This is a genomic window from Shinella sp. BE166, assembly GCF_051201095.1.
Taxonomy (GTDB): Bacteria; Pseudomonadota; Alphaproteobacteria; order Rhizobiales; family Rhizobiaceae; genus Shinella; species Shinella lacus.
Genome location: NZ_JBPEHL010000001.1, coordinates 1 through 25,301 on the forward strand (window position 1 = coordinate 1; position 25,301 = coordinate 25,301).

General features: G+C 63.2%; 23 protein-coding genes and 1 pseudogene. 11 read left to right on the forward strand and 13 right to left on the reverse strand.

The genetic code is table 11. The features are described from left to right. Together J2Y63_RS00005 and J2Y63_RS00010 are read left to right on the forward strand one after the other, a co-directional pair. Positions 1–93: pseudogene (locus tag J2Y63_RS00005) on the forward strand (electron transfer flavoprotein subunit beta/FixA family protein); the annotation flags it as partial. A gap of 23 nt (positions 94–116) precedes the next feature. Next, positions 117–1,046, forward strand: coding sequence for an electron transfer flavoprotein subunit alpha/FixB family protein (locus J2Y63_RS00010; RefSeq protein ID WP_435264348.1), 930 nt, complete (start codon positions 117–119; stop codon positions 1,044–1,046). Between the two features lie 9 nt (positions 1,047–1,055). Here J2Y63_RS00010 and J2Y63_RS00015 read toward each other — a convergent pair whose 3' ends face one another. Beyond that, positions 1,056–1,670: a GntR family transcriptional regulator gene (locus tag J2Y63_RS00015; protein WP_435265013.1), complete on the reverse strand. Its 615-nt coding sequence runs from the start codon at positions 1,668–1,670 to the stop codon at positions 1,056–1,058. Positions 1,671–2,057: 387 nt separating this feature from the next. On the opposite strand from J2Y63_RS00015, the gene J2Y63_RS00020 reads away from it, so the two are divergent. The 8 genes from J2Y63_RS00020 to atzF are packed head-to-tail and all read left to right on the forward strand — an operon-like array spanning position 2,058 to position 10,349. Beyond that, positions 2,058–3,188, forward strand: coding sequence for a BMP family ABC transporter substrate-binding protein (locus J2Y63_RS00020; RefSeq protein WP_435264349.1), 1,131 nt, complete (start codon positions 2,058–2,060; stop codon positions 3,186–3,188). 19 nt (positions 3,189–3,207) lie between these two features. After that, positions 3,208–4,335: an ABC transporter permease gene (locus tag J2Y63_RS00025; protein WP_435264350.1), complete on the forward strand. Its 1,128-nt coding sequence runs from the start codon at positions 3,208–3,210 to the stop codon at positions 4,333–4,335. Then, on the forward strand, positions 4,335–5,255 hold the full coding sequence (locus J2Y63_RS00030; protein WP_435264351.1) for an ABC transporter permease: 921 nt from the start codon (positions 4,335–4,337) through the stop codon (positions 5,253–5,255). The genes J2Y63_RS00025 and J2Y63_RS00030 overlap by 1 nt, the downstream gene beginning before the upstream one ends. A 28-nt stretch (positions 5,256–5,283) precedes the next feature. Then, positions 5,284–5,982 carry a biuret amidohydrolase gene (gene biuH, locus J2Y63_RS00035; RefSeq protein WP_435265014.1) on the forward strand — a complete coding sequence of 233 codons (699 nt, stop codon included), beginning with the start codon at positions 5,284–5,286 and terminating at the stop codon, positions 5,980–5,982. Between the two features lie 2 nt (positions 5,983–5,984). Further along, the gene (locus J2Y63_RS00040) at positions 5,985–7,532 is read left to right on the forward strand and encodes an ABC transporter ATP-binding protein (protein WP_435265015.1); all 1,548 of its coding nucleotides are present in this window, start codon (positions 5,985–5,987) and stop codon (positions 7,530–7,532) included. Further along, a complete protein-coding gene (locus tag J2Y63_RS00045; protein ID WP_435264352.1) occupies positions 7,532–8,200 on the forward strand; it encodes a cysteine hydrolase family protein in 669 nt (222 codons plus the stop codon). Before J2Y63_RS00040 ends, J2Y63_RS00045 begins: the two co-directional genes overlap by 1 nt. Then, on the forward strand, positions 8,193–8,540 hold the full coding sequence (locus J2Y63_RS00050; protein WP_435264353.1) for a cupin domain-containing protein: 348 nt from the start codon (positions 8,193–8,195) through the stop codon (positions 8,538–8,540). The genes J2Y63_RS00045 and J2Y63_RS00050 overlap by 8 nt, the downstream gene beginning before the upstream one ends. A 3-nt stretch (positions 8,541–8,543) precedes the next feature. Next, entirely contained in the window at positions 8,544–10,349 is a 1,806-nt protein-coding gene (gene atzF, locus J2Y63_RS00055) for an allophanate hydrolase (protein ID WP_435264354.1), read from the forward strand. A gap of 35 nt (positions 10,350–10,384) precedes the next feature. Here the strand turns inward: atzF and J2Y63_RS00060 are convergent, their stop codons facing one another. From J2Y63_RS00060 to J2Y63_RS00115, 12 genes are all read right to left on the reverse strand, one after another. Beyond that, positions 10,385–11,080 carry a GntR family transcriptional regulator gene (locus tag J2Y63_RS00060; RefSeq protein ID WP_435264355.1) on the reverse strand — a complete coding sequence of 232 codons (696 nt, stop codon included), beginning with the start codon at positions 11,078–11,080 and terminating at the stop codon, positions 10,385–10,387. 104 nt (positions 11,081–11,184) lie between these two features. Continuing rightward, entirely contained in the window at positions 11,185–12,513 is a 1,329-nt protein-coding gene (locus tag J2Y63_RS00065; protein WP_435264356.1) for an aspartate aminotransferase family protein, read from the reverse strand. A 2-nt stretch (positions 12,514–12,515) separates the two neighbouring features. After that, entirely contained in the window at positions 12,516–13,682 is a 1,167-nt protein-coding gene (locus tag J2Y63_RS00070) for a phosphotransferase (protein WP_435264357.1), read from the reverse strand. A gap of 48 nt (positions 13,683–13,730) precedes the next feature. Beyond that, positions 13,731–14,522 (reverse strand): SDR family NAD(P)-dependent oxidoreductase, encoded by a 792-nt coding sequence (locus J2Y63_RS00075; RefSeq protein ID WP_435264358.1) that lies wholly within the window; start codon positions 14,520–14,522, stop codon positions 13,731–13,733. Between the two features lie 9 nt (positions 14,523–14,531). Next, entirely contained in the window at positions 14,532–15,614 is a 1,083-nt protein-coding gene (locus J2Y63_RS00080; protein WP_435265016.1) for an ABC transporter ATP-binding protein, read from the reverse strand. Between the two features lie 13 nt (positions 15,615–15,627). Beyond that, on the reverse strand, positions 15,628–16,056 hold the full coding sequence (locus J2Y63_RS00085) for a diol dehydratase small subunit (protein ID WP_435264359.1): 429 nt from the start codon (positions 16,054–16,056) through the stop codon (positions 15,628–15,630). A 123-nt stretch (positions 16,057–16,179) separates the two neighbouring features. After that, positions 16,180–18,321, reverse strand: coding sequence for a propanediol/glycerol family dehydratase large subunit (locus J2Y63_RS00090; RefSeq protein WP_435264360.1), 2,142 nt, complete (start codon positions 18,319–18,321; stop codon positions 16,180–16,182). Position 18,322: 1 nt separating this feature from the next. After that, positions 18,323–19,240 (reverse strand): carbohydrate ABC transporter permease, encoded by a 918-nt coding sequence (locus J2Y63_RS00095; protein WP_435264361.1) that lies wholly within the window; start codon positions 19,238–19,240, stop codon positions 18,323–18,325. Between the two features lie 82 nt (positions 19,241–19,322). After that, entirely contained in the window at positions 19,323–20,624 is a 1,302-nt protein-coding gene (locus J2Y63_RS00100; RefSeq protein WP_435264362.1) for an extracellular solute-binding protein, read from the reverse strand. 61 nt (positions 20,625–20,685) lie between these two features. Then, positions 20,686–21,507, reverse strand: coding sequence for a carbohydrate ABC transporter permease (locus J2Y63_RS00105; protein ID WP_256115264.1), 822 nt, complete (start codon positions 21,505–21,507; stop codon positions 20,686–20,688). Between the two features lie 232 nt (positions 21,508–21,739). Next, positions 21,740–23,224, reverse strand: coding sequence for an FGGY-family carbohydrate kinase (locus J2Y63_RS00110; protein WP_435264363.1), 1,485 nt, complete (start codon positions 23,222–23,224; stop codon positions 21,740–21,742). Continuing rightward, complete coding sequence (locus J2Y63_RS00115; protein WP_435264364.1) at positions 23,221–24,096, reverse strand: DeoR/GlpR family DNA-binding transcription regulator; 876 nt, start codon at positions 24,094–24,096, stop codon at positions 23,221–23,223. Before J2Y63_RS00115 ends, J2Y63_RS00110 begins: the two co-directional genes overlap by 4 nt. A gap of 310 nt (positions 24,097–24,406) precedes the next feature. Between J2Y63_RS00115 and J2Y63_RS00120 the strand changes: the two genes are divergently transcribed. Continuing rightward, complete coding sequence (locus J2Y63_RS00120) at positions 24,407–25,213, forward strand: BtpA/SgcQ family protein (protein ID WP_435265017.1); 807 nt, start codon at positions 24,407–24,409, stop codon at positions 25,211–25,213. Positions 25,214–25,301: the final 88 nt, after the last annotated feature.

Genomic DNA, 25,301 nt, shown 5'->3' on the forward strand with positions numbered 1-25,301 from the left:
ACCGAGGAGCCGTCCGGCCGCAAGGCAGGCGTCAAGGTCAAGAGCGTCGCGGAACTCGTCGACAAGCTGAAAAACGAAGCCGGCGTGCTGTAAGGCAGGAAAGGGAGAACATCATCATGGCCATTCTTCTTCTGGCAGATCACGACAATGCCCACCTTTCCGACCAGACGGCAAAGGCGCTGACGGCGGCAGGCAAGATCGGTTCCGACGTGCATGTGCTCGTCGCAGGCGCCGGTGCCAAGGCAGCAGCCGAGCAGGCGGCGAAGCTCGCAGGCGTGACCAAGGTCCTCGTTGCCGAGGATCAAACCCTTGCCAACAATCTCGCAGAACCGCTGGCAGCGCTCATCGTGTCGATTGCCGGCAGCTACGAGGCAATCGTCTCGGCTGCGACCTCCGTCGGCAAGAACGTGCTGCCGCGCGTGGCAGCGCTGCTCGATGTCGCGCAGGTCTCCGAGATCATCGAGGTCGTCTCCGCCGATACGTTCAAGCGTCCGATCTATGCGGGCAATGCCATCCAGACGGTCCAGTCCACCGACGCCAAGAAGGTGATCACGGTGCGCACGGCGTCCTTCGCTGCCGCAGCCGAGGGCGGCAGTGCTGCCATCGAGAGCGTCTCGGCCGCGGCCAACCCCGGTCTCTCGACCCACGTCAAGGACGCGTTGTCCTCGTCGGATCGTCCGGAGCTGACGTCTGCGAAGATCATCATCTCGGGTGGCCGTGCGCTTGGTTCGTCTGAAAAATTCCAGGAAGTCATCCTTCCGGTTGCCGACAAGCTCGGTGCGGCGGTCGGCGCTTCCCGTGCTGCGGTCGATGCCGGCTATGCGCCGAACGACTGGCAGGTCGGGCAGACGGGCAAGGTGGTCGCGCCGCAGCTCTACATCGCCTGCGGCATCTCGGGTGCCATCCAGCATCTCGCCGGAATGAAGGACAGCAAGGTGATCGTGGCGATCAACAAGGACGAGGAGGCACCGATCTTCCAGGTCGCCGACTACGGCCTCGTCGCCGATCTCTTCGAGGCGCTGCCGGAGTTGCAGAAGGCGCTCTGACCGCCGCCCCTAATCCGCAGCGAAGACGGTGCTGGCGTCGCTGACGATCGACACATGGGCGTAGGCGGCTTTTCCGGCTGCCTCGCCGTCTCCGCGCAGGATCGCGGTGACGATGTCCTGGTGCTCGCTGTAGGATTTGGAGAGGCGGCCGGGGAGACGGAACTGCGCCCTTCGGAACGGGGAAAGGCGCGCGCGGGTCTGCGTGACCAGTTCGAAGACATGGTCATTGTGCGCGCCATTGTAGAGCCTGGTATGGAACTCGACATTATAGGCGGCATAGTCCTCTTCGGCGCCGTCCCGTACGAGCCGCATGGAGGCGTGGTGCGACAGTTCCAGTGCGCGCCGCTCGGCCACCGTCATGCGCCCGGCGGCGAGGCGCGCGCAGACGCCCTCCAGCTCCGCCATCGCCTCGAACATCGAGGATAGATAGCCTCCCGATACCTTGGTGACGACGGCGCTGCGGTTCGGCTGGCGTTCCACCAATCCCATGGCGCCGAGCTCCCGCAGGGCCTCGCGCACGGGCGTGCGCGACACTTGAAAGCGCGCGGCGAGCGAAAACTCGTCCAGTTTCTCGCCGGGCTGCATCGTGCCGGTCACGATCATGTCCGCGATCGCCTTCACCATCTGTTCGACGGTGGTTCCGGCGCGTACGACCTGTCTCTGCCTTTTCTCTGCCACGCGCGAATCTTTCCTCGATCTGCATACAGATGCATTCCCGTTGAGCGGCTGTCAAATATGGCAATTAAGTATATGATTAGAATAATGATTATTTCAAAAGACTTTGGGGGTTGTCTATGAGGCTCGACAAGAGACGATTAAATTTTAGCCATTTAATAGCATGCGTCTGAAAAATAATCACGCAAGCCACAAAACTGCATGCACTTTTCGCAGCGCTGGATCCGATCCCAAAATAAATCCATTTCAAACAATGGTTTATGAATCTGGCATAGGCGTTGCATTGCTTTCTTGCATTGCCAGACCTGGCTTCCATTCCTCGCAAGGAGCATTCCGATGACCAAACTCCTTCCTTTTTCCCGCCGCGATTTCCTCAGGACCTCCGTCATGGGCGCCGCCGTCGTCGGCCTTGCGCCGTCCGGGCTGTTCTCCCCCGCCATGGCGCAGGCGGCCCTTACCGTCGGCTTCATCTATGTCGGCCCCAAGGATGACTATGGCTACAACCAGGCCCATGCCGAAGGCGCCGCCATGCTCAAGAGCATGGAAGGCGTCACCGTCGTCGAGGAGGAAAACGTGCCGGAAACGGTCGACGTCCAGAAGACGATGGAATCGATGATCAACCTCGACGGCGCCGGGCTGCTGTTTCCCACCTCCTTCGGCTATTTCGACCCCCACATGCTGGACATGGCGAAGAAATATCCTGACGCCCAGTTCCGCCATTGCGGCGGCCTTTGGAAGGAGGGTACGCATCCGGCCAATACGGGTTCCTATTTCGGCTATATCGGGCAGGGCCAGTATCTGAACGGCATCGCGGCCGGCTACGCATCGAAGAGCAAGAAGATTGGCTTCGTCGCCGCCAAGCCGATCCCGCAGGTGCTGCAGAACATCAACTCCTTCCTGCTCGGCGCGCGCTCGGTCGACCCGGCGATCACCTGCCAGGTGATCTTCACCGGCGAATGGTCGCTTGCCGTCAAGGAGGCCGAGGCGACGAACGCGCTGATCGACCAGGGCGCCGACGTCATCACCTGCCATGTCGACAGCCCCAAGGTCGTGGTGGAGACGGCGGCCGGTCGCGGCGCCTTCATCTGCGGCTATCACGCCAACCAGAGCCCGCTCGCACCGGAAAAATACCTGACCGGCGCGGAATGGGCCTGGGGCAACGTCTATACCGACTTCGTCAAGAAGGCGCAGGCCGGCGAAAAGCTCGGCAATTTCGTGCGCGGCGGCCTGAAGGACGGTTTCGTCAAGATGAGCCCGCTCGGCCCGGGCGTCTCCGAAGAAGCGCGCAAGACCTTCGATGCCACGCTTGCCGAGATGATGGGCGGCAGCTTCTCGGTCTTCAAAGCCGGCATCAAGGACAACAAGGGCAATGTGGTGGTCGCCGAGGGTCAGGCCTTCGCGGAGGACGCGATCGAGCTCGAAAGCATGAACTATCTCGTCGAAGGCGTCGTCGGTTCGACCTCGTAAGCCGGGCGGAGGCGACGTCATGACGATCGAAGCCAACATGCCCATCACACCGCTCTCGGAGCGGGCCGGACAGATCCGGCCCCTCCTCGAATGGCTTGCGCGGCGCGCGGAGCCGCTGGCAATCGCGCTCTTTGCGATCCTCGTCGGCCTCGCGCTTTTCTCGCTGTTCATCGCCTTGCTCGGCAAGTCGCCGGTGCAGCTGTTCCAGCTGATGTATGCCGGCGGCTTCGGCAGCTGGTTTTCGGTGCAGAACTCGTTGAGCCGGGCGGCACCGCTTCTTCTGACGGCGCTCTGCGTCGCGCTTCCGGCGCGGCTCGGCCTCGTCGTCATCGGCGCGGAGGGGGCGGTGGTGCTGGGCGGCGTCGCGGGGGCGGCGATCGCGCTCCCGATGATCGGCACGGCGCCGCCCTTCGTCGTTTGGGTGGCGATGGGGCTGGCCGGCATGGCGGTCGGTGCGGTCTGGATCGGCCTTTCCGGTTTCCTGCGCCATTATCGCGGCGTCAACGAGACGATCGCCTCGCTGCTGCTCGCCTACATCGCCATCGCGCTGATGAACCACCTGATCGAAGGGGTGCTGCGTGATCCGGCGAGCCTCAACAAACCGTCGACGACGCCCTTGCCGGCGGAATACATGCTTGGCAACATTCCCGGCATGGACGTGCACTGGGGCCTCGTCATCGGCGTCGTCGCCTGCATCGTCTCCTATATCCTCATCGAGGCGACGAGCTTCGGTTTTGCGGCGCGCATTGCCGGCGGCAATGTCCGGGCAGCGCAGATCCAGGGCCTGCCGGTCGGGCGGCTGATCGTTGGCTTCACGGCGATCGCCGGTTCCTTCGCCGGGCTGGCCGGCATGATCGAGGTGACGGCGGTGCAGGGCAGCGCCAATGCGTCGCTGGCCGCCGGCTATGGCTATACCGGCATACTCGTCGCCTTCCTTGCGCGGCACAATCCGCTGGCGATCATTCCCGTCGCGATCCTGCTCGGCGGCATCGACGCCTCGGGTGGCCTGATCCAGCGGCGCATGGGCCTGCCGGATGCCACGGTGCTCGTGCTCCAGGGCACGCTCTTCGTCGTCATCCTGTTTTGCGAAACGCTCTACGGGCGCTTCCGCCTGTTCAACCCCGATCTCTGGAAAAGGAGCGCGTGATGGAGGATATCGGTCTCTGGGGCGTTCCGCTCGCCATCCTCGCCGGCGCCATCCGCGTCTCCACGCCCTTCATCTTCGTCTCGCTCGGCGAGGCGATCACCGAGCGCTCCGGCCGCATCAATCTCGGGCTCGAAGGCACGCTCGTCTTTGGCGCGATGACCGCCTATGGCGTCGCCGTTATGACGCTGTCGCCCTGGCTCGGCGTTCTGGCGGCCATGGCGGCGGGCGCGGTCTTCGGCCTCGTCCACGGCTGGATCTGCAAGTTCCCCAAGGTCAATGACATCGCGATCGGCATTGCCATGATGCAGTTCGGCCTGGGGCTCGCCTTCTTCCTCGGCAAGCCTTTCATCCAGCCTTCGGCGCCGAAACTGCCGTCCATCCCCTTCGGCGGCTGGTCGGATGTTCCGCAGGTACAGGCCGCTCTCAACATCAATGTGCTGTTCCTGATCGGCGCGGCACTGGCTGTCTTCCTCTGGTGGGCGTTTCGCAACACGCGGATCGGCCTCATCCTGCGGGTGGTCGGCGACAGCTCGGATGCCGCGCGCGCCATGGGCCTCAACCCGGATACGGTGCGCCTGCTGGCGACGGCCGTCGGCGGCGCGCTCGCGGCGATCGGCGGGGCCTATCTGTCGCTGTTCTATCCGGGCTCGTGGAACGAGGGCATCTCCTCCGGACAGGGCCTGATGGCGATGGCGCTCGTCATCTTCGCGCGCTGGAACCCGATCGGCTGCTTCCTCGCCGCCATGCTTTTTGGCGGAGCAGGGGCGCTCGGGCCGGCGCTGCAATCGGTCGGCGTCACGCAGGGCTACTACCTATTCTACGCGGCCCCCTATGTGCTGACGCTCGCAATCCTCATCGCCACGTCCTCGCCGACACGCTCGCTCGCCGGTGCCCCCGGCGCACTCTCGATCACCAAATAGGAGCGACCCCATGAACAGCCTCGCCCCCATGCCCGCCGACACCGAGACGCTGTCCTTCATCGAAGGCGACCCCTATCCCTGGCCCTATAACGGCAAGCTCCGGCCCGACAACACCGCCCTCATCATCATCGACATGCAGACCGACTTCTGCGGCAAGGGCGGTTATGTCGATCACATGGGCTATGATCTGTCGCTGGTGCAGGCGCCGATCGAGCCGATCAAGGCTGTGCTCGCGGCCATGCGCGCCAAGGGCTACCACATCATCCACACCCGCGAGGGCCACCGCCCGGACCTCGCGGATCTGCCCGCCAACAAGCGCTGGCGCTCGCGGCGCATCCATGCCGGCATCGGCGATGCGGGACCGTGTGGCCGCATCCTCGTCCGCGGCGAGCCGGGCTGGGACATCATCCCGGAGCTCTATCCGCTGGAAGGCGAGGTCATCATCGACAAGCCCGGCAAGGGCTCGTTCTGCGCCACGGACCTCGAACTCATCCTCAATCAGAAGCGCATCGAGAACATCATCCTGACGGGCATCACCACGGACGTTTGCGTTTCCACCACCATGCGTGAGGCGAACGACCGTGGGTTCGAATGCCTGCTTCTGGAGGATTGCTGCGGGGCGACCGACCACGGCAACCACCTCGCGGCCATCAAGATGGTGAAGATGCAGGGCGGCGTCTTCGGTTCCGTCTCCAATTCGAAAACGCTGGTGGAGCAGCTGCCATGACCATGCTTGTCGGCAATATTCCCCCGTTCAAGACCGTGCCCGCCGTCGGCATCGAGACGGTCGGCATGACGATGCGCTTCGGCGCCTTCACGGCGCTGGACAATGTCTCGATCAAGGTGCCTGCCGGCACGTTTCATGCCCTGCTTGGAGAAAACGGCGCCGGGAAATCCACCCTCGTCAAATGCATCATGGGCTTCTACCACCAGACCGCCGGCCAGTTGCAGGTGGATGACCGCGAGGTGGCGGTCGCTTCGCCGCGCGATGCGGCGGCGTTCGGGCTCGGCATGGTCTACCAGCATTTCACGCTGGTTCCGTCGCTGACGGGGGCCGAAAACCTCGTCATCAACCGCACCGACGTTCCGGCCGTCATCAACTGGGCGAAGGAAAGGCAGGCGCTTGCCGCCTTCATGGAGACGATGCCCTTCACCATCCCGCTCGACCGGCCGGTCAGCGAGCTTGCGGCGGGCGAAAAGCAGAAGCTGGAGATCGTCAAGCAGCTCTATCTCGGCCGTCGTTTCCTCGTGCTCGACGAGCCGACCTCCGTTCTGACCCCTGCCGAAGCCGACGAGATGCTCGGCCTCGTGCGCGGCATGACGGAGCGCGGCGAACTGACCGTGCTGATGATCAGCCACAAGTTCCATGAGGTGACGAAATTCGCCGATGCGGTCTCCGTGCTGCGGCGCGGCAAGCTGACGGGCACGGGCCTCGTCTCGGACCTTTCGACCGCCGACATGGCGGCCATGATGATCGGCGACGTGAAGCTCGCCGAACTCGACACACGCCTGCCAGTCAGCGACGGCGCCAGGGCCGTCCTCTCCGTCAGCAAGGTGCGGGCGCCGGACCGCACGGGCCTCAAGATGATCGATATCGAAAACCTCGTCGTGCGTTCCGGCGAGATCGTCGGCATTGCCGGCATTTCCGGCAACGGGCAGAAGGAACTGGCAGAAGTGCTTGCCGGTCAGCGGGCGGCGGAGACGGGCGAGGTGACCGTCAAGGGTCGGGCCTATGGCGCGACGCGGCCGGAGACGCGGGCGAACAATGTCCGCTTCATTCCGGAGGAACCGCTGGCAAACGCCTGCGCGCCGCGCATGACGGTGACGGAGAACCTCGCCTTCCGCACCTTCGATGTAGCAAAGGGCGGCAAGGAGGCGATCTGGCTCGACGGGCGCGGCATGAAGAAGCGGGCGTCGTCGCTGATCGACGACTTCAAGGTGAAGACGGCATCGCCCGCCTCGCCGATCGCCGCCCTGTCCGGCGGCAACGTGCAGCGTGCGGTGCTTGCCCGCGAACTCACCGGCGACGTTGACCTGCTGATCGTCTCCAATCCCTGTTTCGGGCTCGACTTCTCGGCCGTCGCCGAGATCCGCGCGCGCATCATGAAGGCGCGCAATGCCGGCGCGGCGGTGCTGCTGATGTCGGAGGATCTCGATGAGCTGATGGAAATGTCGGACCGCATCATGGTGATGTCCGACGGCAAGCTCGTTTATGAGACGCCGGCGCGCGAGGCCGACATTTCCGTCATCGGGGCGCATATGGCGGGGCATCATTGATGGCGGAGATCAGGGCAGAGCCGTTCGCGTTCCCGCTGAAGAAGGACGCCGTGGCGCTCGTCGTCATCGACATGCAGCGGGATTTTGCGGAGGAGGGCGGTTTTGGCGCGAGCCTCGGCAATGATGTGTCGCGGGTCACTGCGATCGTGCCAGATGTCAAGCGGCTGATTGCGGGGTTCCGCGCCGCCGGACTGCCGGTCATCCACACGATGGAATGCCACCGGCCGGACCTCTCCGACCTGCCGCCCGCCAAGCGCAACCGCGGCGCGCCGAAACTGCGGATCGGCGATGAAGGCCCGATGGGCCGCATCCTGATTGCCGGCGAGCCGGGCACGGCCATCCTGCCGGAGCTTGCGCCAGTCGCGGGCGAGGTGGTGATCGAGAAGCCGGGCAAGGGTGCCTTCTACGCGACACCGCTCAGCGATCTCCTCGCTGAAAAGGGCATTGCCCAGCTCGTCTTTGCTGGTGTGACGACGGAGGTCTGCGTGCAGACCACCATGCGCGAGGCGAACGACCGGGGTTATGAATGCCTGCTCGTGGAGGAAGCGACGGAGAGCTATTTTCCGGAATTCAAGGCCGCGGCCATCGCGATGATCCGCGCGCAAGGCGCGATCGTCGGCTGGACGGCGAAACTGGACGACGTGCTGGAGGGAATAGCCGGTGCCTGAGACGACCCGCGAAAACCTAACGTCGGGCGGCTGGAAGGACCTTGAATTCGGCCCCTTCCGCGACGGCGTGACGATCCACTGGATCAAGCCCTTCGAGAACGACCAGCCCGGCGTGGCTCTGCTGAAATACGAGGCCGGCGCGGGCGTGCCGCGTCACCGGCATGAGGGGCTGGAGACGATCCTGGTGCTGACCGGAACCCAATCGGACGAAGCTGGCGACTATGGCGCCGGGTCCTATATCGTCAATGCCATCGGCACGGAACATTCGATCTGGAGCGACACGGGATGCGTGGTGCTGATCCAGTGGGATCGGCCCGTGACCATACTGGAAGCGGAGTAGAGCATGAGCATGGACCAACCCTTCGACATCGCCTCGCTGCACGAGGCCTATGCGGCCGGGCTTGCCGTCGATGTCGTGATCGACCAGGCCTATGCGCGGATCACTGCCGCGGACGACCCGGGGATTTTCCTGCATCTTGCCGAAATCGACACCGTGAAGGCCGCAGCCGCCGCGCTCGGCCCGTTCGATCCCGCCGCAAAACCGCTCTGGGGTATCCCCTTCGCCGTCAAGGACAATATCGACGTCGCCGGCATGCCGACGACCGCGGCCTGCCCGGACTATGCCTACATGCCGGACGCGGACGCGACCGTCGTTCGACTCCTCAAGGCTGCCGGCGCGCTCGTCATCGGCAAAACCAATCTCGACCAGTTCGCAACCGGCCTCGTCGGCGTGCGCACGCCCTTTCCGGTGCCACGCAACGCCATCGATCCGACGCTGGTGCCGGGCGGTTCCAGCTCCGGCTCGGCGGTCGCAACTGCGCGCGGCATCGTCTCCTTCGCGCTCGGCACAGACACGGCCGGTTCGGGCCGCATTCCGGCAGGCCTCAACAACATAATCGGCCTCAAGCCCACGGTCGGCGCGCTTTCCACCAGCGGGGTCATCCCCGCCTGCCGCACGCTCGACTGCGTCTCGATCTTTGCGCTCACCGTCGACGATGCCTGGCGGGTCTTTTCGGTGGCGGCGCAGGCGGACGCGACCGATCCCTATTCGAGGACGATCCCGGCGATTGGCTACGGTGCTTCCCCGCCGGTGCTGAAGATCGGCGTTCCGGCGCTGGCCGACCGGCAGTTCTTCGGCGACGACGCGATGGCGGCGGCCTATACAGAGGCGTTGTCCAAGCTGTCAGCCATGGGCCATCAGCTCATAGAACTGCCCTTCGCCGACTTCTATGCCACCGCGAACCTGCTCTACGAAGGCGCCTGGGTGGCGGAACGTTATGCGGCGATCCAGCCCTTCTTCGACGCCCACGAGGCAAGCCTTCATCCGGTGACACGCAAGATCTACGGCGGCGCCAAATCGCTTTCCGCCGCCGATGCCTTCAAGGGCTTTTATGCCCTACAGGCGCTGAAGAAGAAGCTGGAGGCACTGATCGCCTCGGTCGACCTGCTGTGCGTCCCGACAGCGCCGCGGCACTTCACGCTGGCCGAACTCGCGGCAGAACCAATCCGCGAAAATTCCCGCCTCGGCACCTACACGAATTTCGTCAACCTGCTCGACCTCTGCGGCATGGCCGTGCCGACCGGCAAGCGCACGGACGGACTGCCGGCCAGTATCACGCTGCTCGGGCCGGCCGGCAAGGATGGCCTCGTCGCTTCCCTGGCGCGTGATCTTCATGAACGCAGTGGGCTGGCGCTCGGCGCCACCGCATGGCGGCTCCCGAAAGCCGAGCCCGGCCTGCCCACCTCTCCGGAGGACCGGATCGAGCTCGTCGTGGTCGGTGCCCATCTCTCCGGCATGCCGCTCAACGGCGAGCTCAAGGCACTCGGCGCCCATTTCCTGCGGGAAACCCGAACGACCGCAACATACCGCCTCTTCTCGCTTGCCGGCACGGTGCCCCCGAAGCCCGGACTGCTGCGCGTCTCGGACGCCGCCGGCGGCTCCATCGACGTGGAGGTATGGAGCCTGTCACCCGACGCCTTCGGCCGCTTCGTCGCCGCAATTCCCGCCCCGCTCGGAATCGGCACGCTGGCCTTGGAGGACGGAAGCTCGGCAAAAGGCTTCGTCGTCGAAGCTTCCGCCGTCACGGACGCCCTCGACATCACGGCCCACCGCGGCTGGCGCAGCTATTTGCAAGAAATAACGGCCTGAAAATCTTCAAACGCCGTTGCACGTGTGGCGATCTGTCATAGACGGAGCGAGCCTAGGAGCACGCGATCATCCTTCGACGCCAGCTCCTGAATGCGTGGTTCCAGCACCTCGGCCGCGCTGGCGATATCGGCGACAATATGCTTGCGAACGCCGGCGCCATCCCTTGCCCTCAGGCTTTCGAGAATGAGCACATGTTCGGTGTTTGCGACGGACTCGTAGACAGGATCGCTGAACAGTTCCAGGAAGTAAGGGCCGACTTGGCCCCAGACGTCCTGGATCATCTGCAGCAAGCGTGGTGAATTCGCGCTCTCGTAGATCGCGAAATGGAACTGCTGGTTCAGGTTCACGTAGGCCGAGATATCTTTGGCCGAGATGGATTTCTCGATGTCGAGAAGCACCTTCTCGAGAGCCCGTATCTTCTTGTCGGTGATGTTGGCAGCCGCCAGTTCGGCGGCCAGCCCTTCGAGTTCACGACGGATGCGGGCGAGCTCGAGATACTTCTCGACATCCCATGCCGGGACGGCAACCGAGCGGTTCGGCAAAAGGACGAGCTGACGCTCGCCAACCAGCCGCTGGAGCGCTTCGCGGACCGGCGTTGTCGAAATGCCATAATATTCGGCGAGGGTACGGGTTACCAGGACATCGCTCGGACGAAAATGTCCGGCGATGAGCGAGCGCTTGATTTCATCGTAGGCGCGCTCATTCAGGGTCCTGTTCTCGATCTTTCCCATACAGCTCTCCGATATCGGGTGGCCAATATCAAAAAAATCCCCCTCCAGCTAGCTCCGCCCGATATGCAATGGAAGTTGCAGGCGAACCGGCGCTATTCGAACCGCTAGCGGTCGTCGCTCGATGCCTTCAAGGCGGTCTCGACCGCTGCGAGGAAATGGTCGGCATCGTTCTGTTTCATGACGAGTGGCGGGCGGATCTTGAGGATATTCGCACCCGGGCCGGTAGCGCTGATCAGGACGCCGTTGCGGCGAAGGTGGTTGACGAGCGAGGCGGCAAGTCGGGCATTCGGTGCACGGTCTTCCGCGGGCAGGACGCATTCGACAGCCAGGAAGAGGCCTGCACCGCGAACATCGGCTATGTCGTCCCGGCCGGCGACGAGCGCTGCCAGCCCATCCTTGAGTTGGCGGCCGATATCTCGCGCATTGGCTTGCAAGCCCTCGTCTTCGATCACATCCAGCACGGCCATTCCCGCGGCGCAGGCCACGGGATTGCCACCGAAGGTGTTGAAATAACGGGCCTTGATGCCAAACTCCGCCACGAGATCCGGCTTCAGCGCGACGCCCGCGACCGGAAAGCCGTTGCCCATCGGCTTTCCCATTGTGACGATGTCCGGCACCACGCCGTGACGCTGGAAGCCCCAGAAGGTTTCACCCGTACGGGCAAAACCCGGCTGCACCTCGTCGGCAATGAACAGGCCACCCTCCTTGCGGATGAGATCGACGGCCGGCGCCAGGAATCCGGCCGGATCGGGATAGAGGCCGTCGCTCGAAAAGATGGTGTCCACGATGAAGGCCGCAGGCTCGATCCCATCTTCGCGCATGGCGGCGCTGGCGGCCGCGAGATCGGCTGCGAGCTTGGCGCCCTGCTCGGCCGGAGGAACGAAAAGGGCGTTCGGGGCGGGGATGAACCGCACCCGCCCGCTGCGCTGCCCATGGTTTCCGAGTGAGGGAGAGATTTCCGCAACGGCCTCCGTCAAACCATGGTAGGCGAGGCTCGTCACGATGACGCCCTGCCGGCCGGTGAAGGCGCGGGCTATTCTCAAGGCGAGGTCGTTCGCCTCCGAGCCGGTGCAGGTGAACATCATATGGCCGAGTGCGGACGGCATCGTGGCGAGTAGCCGTTCGGCATAGTCGACCACGCCATCGTGCAGGTAGCGCGTATGCGTGTTCAGCGTGCTGGCCTGGCGCGAGATCGCGTCGACGACCTTGGGATGGCAATGTCCGACCGAGGCGACGTTGTTGTAGGCGTCGAGATAGGCCCTGCCGTTCTTGTCGTAAAGCCAAACGCCTTCGCCGCGAACCAGGTGCAGGGGCTCCTCGTAGAACAGCCGGTAGGCTGGCCCGAGGGCTTTCTCCCGGCGCTTGATCAATCCCAGATCTTCGGGATCAAGCATGCCGACGCGGGTGGGGTCGAATGCGTTCACCATGCTCATGGTCAGTTGTTTCCTGCACTTGCCGTTAAGGTGCCTCGCGCCGCAGCACGCGCCAGGGCGTCGTTCGTCGCGGAGGGGTCGAGGGAATCGAGGATCTCCAGGCCGCGGCGCGATGCGGCGGCATTGCGAAGGATATAGGCTGCGTTTTCCGGGTATTTCCGTGCACGCCAGGACGTGATGGCAAGCGTGGTGGCATGGCGCAGGCGGATCAGATCCGGAAGCAGGTCCAACTCCTCGGGTTCAAGGGAAAGGACCGAGGCGTAGCCCGCGACCAGATCCTCAACGGGCTTAAGCGAGCCGGTTTCGCCGATGAGATGGTAGGAGCAGGCAATGGCGAGATCGCAAACATTCGGTGTCGTCACCATGTCACCAAAGTCGATGACGCCGGTGACACGCGCGGCATGCGGGCCGTCGACGACGATGTTGTGCGGGTTGAAGTCGTTGTGCACCGTCTGCGCACGCAGATGCGGCAGGCGCGGCCCAATCTCGGCGTCGAAACGTTCAAGCAGCCGGGCGACCCTTGCCTTCAGCGCCGGCTCTTCGACGGCCTCGAGCATTGGCCGCAGCCTGCCGGCATGCTTGATATCCCATTGCAGGAAGCGGCCGCTGGAAGGGTGGAAGAAGCCGCGCAGCGCCCGAGTGAGCCGTGCAAGGGTGCGGCCGATCTCGAAGTGCAGGCCCGGCAACGGCTCGGCAACACTTAGCATTGTGCCTTCGATATAGGACATCAGGCGCACGATGTGACGGTCGCCGAACGGACCGTCGATGAGAACCCAGGCAGAGCCGTCTTTTGCCGCGTGGATACGCTGCACGGGCAGGCCCGGATCGACCGCCGCGATATGCATCAAGGCTGCGGTCTGCATGCCGGTCTCGGCCCTGTCCTCCATCGAGTTGCTGACCTTGAGCAGAGCCTGCTCGCCGCCGGGAAGCTGGATGTGAAAGTTGGCGTCCCGCTCCGAGGAAAGCATGCGGACCTTGCCGTCCACACCGTAGAACTGGCGAGCGAGATCGGCCGCATCGCCTGGGCTGATCCTGGGGCCGGAGCTCGCAAGCAGAGAGTGGCCTTCCCCGCCTGCCCTGTCCGGCGCGCGGGCCGGATCCGTCGTGGCGAGGACCGGAGGCAGTGCGCTGCTCTCACCGCCGGCGGCCCGATTGATTTGACTTTGCAAGAACGATTTCCTTCATTTGGCGCCTCTCATCGATTGGCACCGGGATCTTCACACCGACGAATTGCTGCCACCGGCCAGGCATTCACCACCGTCCACCACGAGCGCATGGCCCGTGATGAAGGCCGAGCGGTCGGAGCACAGGAAGAGAACGGCCTCGGCGATCTCCTCGGGGCGGCCGAAGCGGCCCATGGGAACCAGATCGCGCACGACCTTTTCGAGCGCCGCCCGGCCGCCAAGCTGGGTTTCATAAGGTCCGTTGAACGAAGTATCGACCCATCCGGGGCAGATCGCGTTGACGCGAATGCCGTCCTTTGCATAGTCGAGGGCGATCTGCTTGGTCATGGTGATGACCGCCGATTTCGTCGTGATATAGGCAAGCATCCCCTTGTCGAGGAAGACGCCGGCATTGGACGCCGTGTTGAGGATCACGCCGCCGCCTTGCGCACGCATATGAGGCAGTGCGGCGCGGCAAGCTGCAAACTGGGCGACCACGTTGACCTCATAAGACTTGCGCATATCGTTGCTGTCGATTTGTTCGAGCGCGCCCGCCACTTGGATGCCGGCATGGTTGTGCAAGATGTGCAATCCGCCATGTGCCTTCACCACGTGATCCAATAACGACGCGACGGCCGCTTCGTCCGTCACGTCGAGGGCATGCGCCTGCGCCAGCCCGCCGTCGGCGGCAATGCTGGACGCCGTCTCCTCGGTGCTGGCCACATCGCGATCCGTAACCACGACGCGCGCACCGTGCGCGGCGAGGATCCGCGCGGAAGATCGCCCGATGCCGGATCCAGCCGCCGTCACCAGAGCGACCTTGCCGTCGAGAAGGGGTTTGGCCATGGCTGTCTCCTATGTCCGCAGTGTCAGTTCGCTGTCTTTGTCGAAGAGGTGCAGGGCGAGAGGGTCGGCGTAAATCCGCCGTGTCTCTCCGCGCGCAGGCTGCGTACCTGGGCTCAGCCGGATCGTGACATCGCGCCCGGCGACCTCGCCGATGACGTAGACTTCGGCGCCGCAGGGCTCGATGAGCGACACGGTCATCTGGAAAGCCGGCGCGTTTTCCGAAGGCGGATTGAGATGGAACGCCTCCGGGCGAATGCCCAGCAGAATGTGGCGTCCGTCCCGTGCGCCCAGCCCTTGGAAAGCCTGTGGCAAATCGAAGGATGGGCCGTTCTCAACGACGATCTTGCCATCACGGATGGTCGCCGGAAGCACGTTCATGGCAGGTGAGCCGATGAAGCGGGCGACGAAAATCGATGCGGGGCGATTGTAGAGGTCGTCGGGACTTCCGATCTGCTCGATCTTGCCGTCGCGCATGGCAACGATCCTGTCGGCAAGCGTCATCGCCTCGATCTGGTCGTGGGTGACGTAGACCACCGTCTGCTTCTCTTCGAGATGCATCCGCTTGATCTCGGCACGCATCGTCGTGCGCAGCTGGGCGTCGAGGTTGGAAAGCGGTTCGTCGAACAGATAGACCGCCGGTTGGCGCACCATCGCGCGGCCCATCGCCACCCGCTGGCGTTGGCCGCCGGAGAGATCCTTCGGTTTTCTGGCGAGAAGATGCTCGATATGCAGGAGTTTTGCCGCGCGCTGCACCTGGTCGGAAATCTCACCGGTCGGGACACCTGCGAGCTTGAGGCTGAAACCCATGTTCTCGGCAGCCGTCATGTGAGGGTAGAGAGCATAGGACTGAAAGACCATTGCGATATCGCGGTTTTTCGGCGAAAGCCGCGTGACATCGCGGTCGCCGATCCTGATTTCGCCCTTACTCGACGCTTCAAGGCCTGCGATCATGCGCAGCAAGGTCGTCTTGCCGCATCCCGACGGGCCGACAAGCACGACGAATTCACCATCCGCTATCTTCAGGTTCAGGTCTTCGATGATGTTGACTGTTCCAAAGCTCTTCGACAGTCCAACGACTTCCACTTGGGCCAAGGTCGTCCCTTTCCTAAAATCTCTTTGAGAACAGGCCGCGCCGGTCATAGACATCGGCCGCTTCCTCGATCAGCGTGGCGATGCGTTCGGCACCGAATTCTTTCCGCAGCGCCTGTGCCCGCTCGCGAAGCACCGCCGGGGAGCTGGCGCGACCAGGTCGCAGAAGTTCGTATGTGCTGAGCAACAGGTCCTGCGGTACGGCCACGAGTTCGGCGGCGCGCTCGAAATTCTCCGCCAGCTTGTCGCGCCCGGATGCCCGCGCGATCCCGGCCTGCAATCTAAGGATTTCCGGCGTGATGGCGAGGTCTGCAGCGCCAACCCGGCCCTCCAGTACCGCCTCCAGGGTGAAGTCTTTGAGAGGAAGGCCGGTCGTGGTCCTGACGAGTTCGGGTGCCTTCTCGGAGAGCGGATAGATATCGGCGTGGTTTTGCGGCTGGTTCATGCGTTGCGCTCCGGTGTCGCAAAATACTGGTCGACCGGCTCGGCGCCGGGCACCGTCATCTCGGTCTCGATTGCGTAGAGAAGTGCGACCTTCGTGTGGAACCGGGCGCTGAGCGCCTGCCCGTCATTCGTGACGATGACCGGCTCGGGAACCTCGCCGCGCTGCGTTCTGGCCCATCCGTCGATAGTGCTCGATCGTCACGAGGGGCGCGTTGGAAAAGAGCTCCAGGTTCAGGTGCGGCAGCCGGTCACGCTGGTGAATGATCGCGGTGCCTTTGGCCTGGATGCCGATGCCGTAGCCCGAACCCGACAGGCGCGCTGCCGTCAGCCCTAGAAACGACGTGTCAGCGGTGTGCATAATGCGAACCACCCGAGGCAGTCCGCCGCCGGAGAGAATGCCGGAGTAGAGCGCGTCCAGCACATCGGTGACTGCGTGGCCCGCTGTCGTCTGATGCAGCCGCTCGCCGAACGCGGGACTGATGCCGATGATGACTTCGTGCGGATCGCGGCCCTTTTCCGCCCGGCCGATGCCATAGAGCGTCGGCGTGCCGGTCGGCGCCTCGTGGCGGCCTTCTGCCTTAAGCACATGTTCGCGATTGATCGTGCCGCGGATCGATTTGATCCGGTTCCATTTCTCCGGGCTCATACGGTAGCCCGTCCCCGGTCCCGTATAGTTGTTCGGTTCATTGACGGCGCTGACGACCTTGCCGTCTCGGATCACCGCTGATGTCTGGAGGTAGTCACCGCTCACGCGCTGGCGCAGCATGACAAGGACGTTCTCCGCCAGCCGCTCGTGGCCGCGCTTTGCCAGTGCCCGAATGATATCGAGGGCCGTCAACCCGCGAGCAGCGATGCTGTTGCTGATTGCAAGCGTCGTTGCCGGCGAAAACGTCTCGGTCTCGTTAGATCCCGAGGCATGGACAACGCTTTCCTTCATGGCCTGATCGGCCTGAGCGAGCCCAAGCTCCTCCAGCACATCGCTCAAGGCATCGACGGCCTGGCGGCGGAGCTGAAGGGCGTCATCCTCCATGATGGGCACGAGGCCCCCATCTACCTGAAAATCGCGCTGGAGGACGAGGTAGTCCTCAAGCTCCTCACTGTTGAATAGCGAGGGGTTGAACGAATTGTCATAGGCTTTTATCGAGCCGAAACCCGATGTGATGAGATCGGAGCCGGCAAGAAGGTAGGGCGTGATCTTGGCCCCGACGCGAATTTCCGATTCCGAGATCCGGGTATCGTTGCCGGACGCGCATTCGAGCCCGAGCCAGACGGCGAGCAAATTCTCGGCCAGGAGTTCATGGACGCCCGCCGGCATCGAAGCCGTGAGCGGCGCGCCGTCGATGCCGCCGTTCTGCGTGCCCTGCACGCCCATCGCCCGCTGGAGGCAAAGGCAGCGCGCTTCGAGATAGAGCACGGAGCGCTTCTCATGGAACCCCATGAGGAGCTCCGACGACGCGCCCGATGTGCAGCGCGCCTTGATGCCGCGCGAGGCATAGGCGGCCGTCAGGAAGGCTTTTGACCAGGGCGTATCGTCGCCATCGACGAAGGATCGCTCGGTGCCGTAGACCGAGACGGTTTCCGCATAGGTCGCAAGGCCCGCGAGGCCGATCTTCAGCTCTTCCGCCTCCTCGATGGAGCATTGGAAGAGCGTACTTCCCCGGCCGGCTGCCGCCCCCACGGTGCAGGCGAGCGCATTCGCCCAAGCATTGCCCGCCACCCGCATCGTCGTCTCGATTTCGTCGAAGCCGAGCGCGACGGCGATCGCCGCATCCGCCGCTAGCTGCAGCGGGTCATCCTTTGCATTGGTAACATGCGCCTGGTTGCCGGGGCTGTGTCGCTGGCGCATTTTCGAATAGGCGAATGTGGTCTCCAGCGCGTTCAGGTGACCCAGCACATCGGTGAGCTTGGCTGGCGTCATGCCCCGCGCAAGATGTTCCAGACGGGCGCGTGGCACGTTGATGTCCACCAGCATGCGCGCCACTTGCGCGCTGTCCATCGCCATGGCTTCCGCCGCGACGGTGGGGTCGATGTGGTGATGGGCGATGAATGCGTCGAGGATGTCGAAATCCGCAGCAAGACGCCCGTCCATCTCCAGCACGGAGCCATCCGGTGCAAGCCGCAGGCTCGGGCTTGGATCATAGGGACTGTGGAAGACGGCGAAGCCATCCTCCGGGTTCTCGTCTGCAAAGCTGTCCAGCCTGAGCGGCCGCGCATCCCATTCCTCGAAGCGGTGCCAGCGGCGCTTGCCGGTTGAATTCTCTTCCATCTTACCTCTCCCTCAGTATGCGCAGCAGGACGAGCGTGAGCGCAACGACGGCAATAAGCAGGATGAACGAGACGGCCGCGGCTTGCCCGATATCGAGAAAGCGGAAGCCCAGGCGATAGGCGTAGAAACTGATCGTTTCTGTCGTCTTTCCGGGGCCGCCCTGGGTGAGGATATAGATGAGGTCGTAGCTCTTTAGGGCCGTGATCATGCGGATCAGCAGCGTGACAAGGATGACGGGTCGAAGCGTCGGCAGCGTGACGTGCCGGAGGATCTGCCAGGCATTCGCGCCATCGATCCGTGCCGCCTCAACCGGATCCTGCGGCAGCGACCGCAAGCCGGCATAGAGCATGATCAGCATCAGCGACGTCTCGGTCCAGGCATCGACGAAGATGACGGTCGCGAGCGCCAGGTTCGGATCTCCGAACCAACCCTGTGCTGGGATGCCGACGAGGCTCAGGAGCCAGTTGATAATCCCGAGATTTGGATTGAACATCAACCGGAACATCAGCGCGACGGCGACCGGCGTCATCAGCATGGGAAGCATCAGGATGACGAGGTAGAACTCGCGAAACCGCAGCCAGGATTGATTGAGCATGAGCGCCAAACTGAAGGCGATCAGGAACTCGATCACCACCACGCTGACCGTGAGTTTCATCGTGACCCATGAGACGCCCGCAAACTCCCGTCCCATCAGAAGGACGTAGTTGCCGAGGCCGATAAAGGGTCCCTGGCCATAGGTCACGATATACTCGTGCAGGCTGAGGTAGAACGAGTAGAGCAACGGCGCCGCGACGACCAGCATCATGACGAGAATGGTCGGCGTCATGAAGACGAACTTGTAGAAACCGAGGGAAAGTTCGTCGCCCTTTCGAGCGAGGTGTGGCGCCCGCAGATTCATGGAGGTGGTCGCAGATTTCATGTCATCATGATCCAGCTACAGTCAGACCGGCCCGCCGCCAGTTCGAGCGTGGCGGCGGGCGTGAGCGCAGGCAGAGCCTGGCTTACTTCAGGAGCGGATCGCCTCGGGTAAGCGCCGCAAGCTTGTCTTCCGCATTGGTGATGGCCGTCGCGGGATCGGTGCCGTTCGCCAGCACGTCGCCCATCACTTCCGCAAACACTTCGACAAGCTGGGTCGCACGCGACATGACCGGAAGGCCCTTCGCATGGGCGAGCGCGTCACCGACCGCTGTCATCGCCGGCCACGCCTTGATGAAGTCGGCGTTTTCATAGATCCAGGTCTGCGTCGGCTGGCCGCCTGCGATACCGCGCTTCAGCGCGATGTCCTTGGATTCCACCCACTTGATGAACTCCCAGGAGCAATCCGGGTTTGACGCATTGCTCGGAACGGCCCATCCCCATGCACCAAGCAGACTGTCTTCGCCGGGCATCCTGGCAAACCCGATCTTGTCTACGACGAGCGATTCCTTCGGATCCTGGAGCGTCGGCATCAGGAAGAGGTAGGTGATCGCGAAGACCGCCTTGTCCTGCTTGAGGGCATTGGCGACGTCGTCGAAGTTGGCGCCCAGGGCGCCGGGCTGCGCGGCATTGTTGATCAGATCCGCGTAGACGGTGACAGCCTTGATTCCTTCGGGGGAGTTCAAGGTCGGCACCCAGTCCTCGCGATTGTAGAAATCGGCACCAAGCGAAAAGACGTAGTTCGTTGCTTCCATGACGACGGGGTCCGCGCGCTGGCCGGACATGGCAGCGCCCGCCTTGCCCGTGAACTTACCCGCCCATTTCGCAAGCTCCGCATATTCCTCGAGCGTTTCCGGCAGGCGCCAGTCGCGGCCGAACTCGGTCTTGTAGGCCGCCTGGAATTCGGGCGCTTCCACGATGTCCTTGCGGTAGAGAAGGCCCATGGCATACTGCCAGAACGGCAGCATATAGGTCGTTCCCTTGATCTTGCCGTTGATATCCATCAGCGCCGGGAAGTAGACGGACGTATCGACGCCATCCTTGGCGATGCGTTCGTCGAGCGGTTGGATCCATTTTGCCGTGACGAATTCGCCGACCCAGTAGCTGTCAACGACGAGGACGTCGTAGGCTCCGGACGAGGCCGTGAGGCTTGGGACCAGCTTTTCATGCATGAGCGAGTAGTTGACGGCCTCGATGTTGACCTTCGCGCCCGAAAGTGCCTCAAATTCCGGGGCGACCTTCTGCAGCGCGACGGTGTCTGGAACCGTTTCGAGCAACATGTTCAGGGTCACGTCCTTGCAAACCTCTGCCGGATTGGCGAAGGCGGACGTGGCACCAAGGACGCAAGCGACCGTGGCCAGCAGGCTGGCTTTATAAAACCGTGACATAAACGTTCTCCATCTGAAGGGGGTTGCAGAGCTTTTTGCTCCGTTCTGTCTTGTTATTCGTTCATCCTTTGACCGCGCCCGCATTGAGCCCCGCCACCAGGAACCGGCGGACTGCGAAATAGAGGAGCGCCATGGGAAGCATGGCGAGGATGGTGGCGGCACTTACCGCGCCGATTGCCGTTCCCTGCTGGGTCACCAGACTTGAGACCGCAACCGGCAAGGTCTTCGTCTGCTGGCCGGTGAGCATCAGGGCGAAAAGGAACTCGTTCCAGCAAAGCACGAAGCTGAGGATCGTCGCGGCGCCGATGCCGGGCAGCATCGCCGGAACCACGATCCGCACGAAGGCCGTCAGCGGCGTGCAGCCGTCGATGAGAGCTGCCTCGTCAAGCTCCCGCGGCACACGCTTCATGAAGCTCAGCAGCAGCCAGACGACGTAGGGCAGGTTGAATGCGAGATAGGCGAATATCAGGCCGAGGCGCGAATCCGTCAGGCCGATATTCTTGAAGATCAGAAAGAAAGGGATGACGAGGACGATCGGCGGCATCATCTGTGTCGCGAGGATGATCATCGGCATGGCGCTGCCGCCAGCCCTGTACCGATCGATCGCATAGGCCGCCATCGCCCCGATGATGACCGCCAACAGCGTCGACGTCGATGCGACGACCATGCTGTTCAGGAAGAACTTCCCGAATTCCATCTCCGTCAGGATCGTCCGATAATTGTCGAGTGTCGGCGTGAAGAAGAGCTCCGGCGGCAGCTTGTAGGCGATGACGCGATCGACGAATGAGGTCCTCAGAACCCAAAGAAGCGGCAGCAGAATGACGGCGCTCGCGAGCCCCAGAACGAGGTGCGTCAGGATCTTCACGTACAAGGGGGGTTGCATGTCGATCGCTCGTTTCTTGTTATAACATGCAACATGTAACGACGGAATTTTTGCAGTGTCAAGGCGCGATTAAGCCTGATCATTCGTGGTTTCGAGAAAATCCGTCATTCTCTCGCCGAGCACATACTCCACGTTGTCGCGCCGGTCCTTATGCGATCAAACGTCGTCGGGAATGGCGCCGAGAACGAGCTAGCGACGCAGTTCCATCTCAGCCGGCGTCAACGGCTGATCCTCATGATTGCACGCTTTGCAGGCGGCGGTAGAGGTCCCGGAAGGCGGCGTAGCCGCGGTCGTATGTTTCGCGATTGCCGGGGGTTGGGTTGAACACTGTGTCCCTGGTGGTGAAGGCGGCGATGCCATTCCATTCTGCGGCGCCGAGGCCGACGGCGGCCACCCATGCTGCACCGAGGCAGGAGCCGGGATGTCCGGTGAGGCGTTGCAGCGGCTGGCCGAGAACGTCGGAGACGACGCCCATCCAGACGGAGGATTTCGCTCCGCCATCCGAGACAAGAAAACGGCTGGTCCGATGCCCTGCCTCGTTGAAGGTTTCGATATGGTGGCGGATTGCATAGGCATAGGATTCCAGCACCGCGCGCCAGATATGGCCGAGATCGTGCGAGAGCGTCAGTCCGTTCAGCGAACCCCGTGCCCAGGGATCGTGCAGCGGGGTCTTTTCTCCCAGCAGATAAGGCAGGAAGGTCAGGCCCATAGCCCCGGCCGGGCGGTCGGCGGCCATTGCATCCAGCGCCTCGTGGCGCGAGCCGTTCAGGGGTTCGATTGCGCCGGCAAACGTGTCGACAAACCAGTTCAGCACGGACCCGCCGGTTGACATGCAGCCGTTCGGCATCCAGAGGCCGGGGACCAGATGGTAATCGAGAAAGAGGCGGGGATCGGGACGGAGCACGTCGGTCGCCGTCAGAATGTCCACGGCGCCGCCGAATTTGAGAAGCACGTCGCCATTGCTCACGACGCCCGCCCCGAGGCAGGACGCGATCATGTCTGCCGCGCCGCCAACCACCGGCGTGCCTTCTGCAAGCCCGGTCTCGTGGGCGCATGCTGCGGTGACCCGGCCCAGAACCGCCGAAGACCTGATCAGCGGCGGGAGCAGGTGCTTGGGGATTCCGGTTCCTTCTGCCTGGGCGAGATCGATCGCGCCGCTTGCAAGATTGATGATGCCGGCCTCAAGCGCCCAGTTCTGTTCGACAGCCGCTTTGCCGGTCAACCGGAAATTGATGTAGTCGTAGGAGCCGAGCAACGTCTTTGCCCGCGCCAGCACCTCCGGCTCATGTCGTGCGATCCAGCGGATCTTGGCACCGACAAGCTGTTGGTTCACGCCGCAGCCGGCCGCCGCGAGAAAGGCGGCCTCGTCGATTTCTCGTCGGATATCCTCGACCTCGGCTCCGGCACGGGCATCGCTTTGCTGAATAGACCGGCGCAGCGGACGCCCTGCATCGTCCAGCAGCACGGTTGCGGGGAGCATTCCCGCCACGCCGATTCCTGCTATGCGCGTGGCCTCGATGCCCGATTGGGCCAGCAGGTCCGGGATGATCGCGCAGCAGTTTTGCCACCACTGCTCCGTTTCCTCTTCGGCCCATCCCGGTTTCTCGGAGTAGAGTGTCACCGGCCGCGAAGCGAGCGACAGGATGTTGCCTGCGGTATCGACAAGGATGCCGATGGTCGAGGTGGTGCCGATGTCGAGGCCAAGAAAAACGGTCATTCCAGGGATCGTTCCGGAAGGTGCGAGGGATCGGCGAGGAGCACGCGTACGCCCGCCGAGGCCAGCACGGTGGCCAACTCCGGCGGCGGCGGCGCATCGGTGATCAGCGTCGAGATTTCAGAAAGCGTGGCGATGAGAACTGTCGAGATCCGGCGGAACTTGCTGCTGTCCATCAGCAGCACACGCTCGGCCGAGCGCTGAAGGAAGACGGACTTTACCGCCGCCTCCTCGGGAGAATAATCGAAAACGCCTTCGGCCGTCATGCCCGAGGCGCCGAGCAGCACGACGTCGAAATAATAGCGGGAGAACCCGTCCACAGCCTCCTTGCCGGTCAGCGACATTTCCTCGGCGCGGATCAGGCCGCCGCTCATGTAGGTGGCGATGCCGGCCCGTGCCATGGTCATGCCGACGTGAAGGCTGTTGGAGAAGGCGCGCAGTTGCGGGTCGGGTCCAGCCTTTACGATGGCATTGGCGGCAGCCAGAACCGTTGTTCCGAGGTCGAAGGCGATCGCTTTGCGCCCGGCGACATGGCGGGCGGCGGCCTGCGCGATGCGGGCCTTGCGCTCGGCGTTCTGGCGCGTCCGGGCCTCGAAAGCCGGCTCGGCATCGTCGATCACCTCAAGCGGCCCGCGTTTCAGCCCCACCGCCCCGCCGTGAACACGTTCGAGCAATCCGTCGCGCTCCAGCTCCGCCAGGTCGCGGCGCACGGTCATGTCCGAAATGCCAAACTCCTGCGCGATATCCGTGACCGAGATCGATCCGCCTTCGTTCAGTCTTTCCAGAATACGGGCCAGACGCGCGCGCGCCGGCGCTCGTGTGCGCTCTCGCGCGGACGAAGGGGAGGTGGCGATCTTCTGTTCGGGCTGCGTCATCTGTGTGCCTGTCTCAAGGTCTGGCGGGGCGTTTTGTTTACCAGCGGGTAGCACATCTATCAGGCGTTCTCCCAGGATTTCCGGCGTTCAGTGTGGGAAGTCGGCACGTATCGAACATAATATAACACATTTTTCGACTATTTCGAACATAATAAAACATTTTTGTTGCGCACTGAAAAGATTTTTGTTTGGTTATGTTCAAATGGATATCGACAGGCAGGCCGGACTGACCGAATGCCGGAAAAGCGGATCCCTTTCCCCTGCAATCATCGCCGCCCGCGCCTTCGGCTGGCGGACAACGGAGTGTATAATGACGAAATTCGCCCAGCTTTTTCCCGGCATTAAACCGGTCATCGCGATGGTTCATTTGAACCCGATGCCCGGAACGCCGCTTTACGATGCCGATGCCGGGATCGAAGGCATCTACCAGGGCGCCTTGAAGGATCTGAAGGCTTTGCAGGCAGCGGGCGTCGATGCCGTAATGTTCGGGAATGAAAACGATCGTCCCTATGAACTGAAAGTCGATATCGCCACCACCTCGGCCATGGCCTTCGTGATCGGGCGTCTTGTCGAAAAGATCGAAAAACCCTTCGGCGTGAATGTGCTGTGGGACCCGGACAGCACCGTCACCTTGGCCGCGGCGACCGGCGCATCGTTCGTGCGCGAGATTTTTACCGGCACCTATGCCTCGGACATGGGGCCGTGGACCCCGAATGCCGGCCGCGCCATGCGGCGTGCGCGGCAACTCGACCGCAGGGACCTGGTCATTCTCAACAATGTCTCGGCGGAATTCGCGGCCTCGATCGACAATCGTCCCCTGGCGGACCGGGCGCGTTCGGCCGTTTTCTCGTCGATCCCGGATGCCGTTCTGGTCTCGGGCGCAATCACCGGGGAATCGGCCAAAATGGTCGACCTGCAGTCGGTGAAGAACGCCCTGCCGGATACCCCGGTGCTTGCCAATACGGGCGTAAAACATGCCACGGTGATCGATGTGCTGAAGGTCGCCGATGGTTGCGTCGTGGGCTCCTCGCTCAAAGTCGATGGCCATACCTGGAATGCCGTCGATCCGCAGCGGGCGAAGGCGTTCATGGACATCGTGCGCAAGGAGCGTGGCTGACATCACGGCCCGCCGGCAATTCTCCTGCCTGCACGCCGCTGCAACTTGTCTTCGCCCGCATCGTTCGCGTATGGAATGGACAACCCCG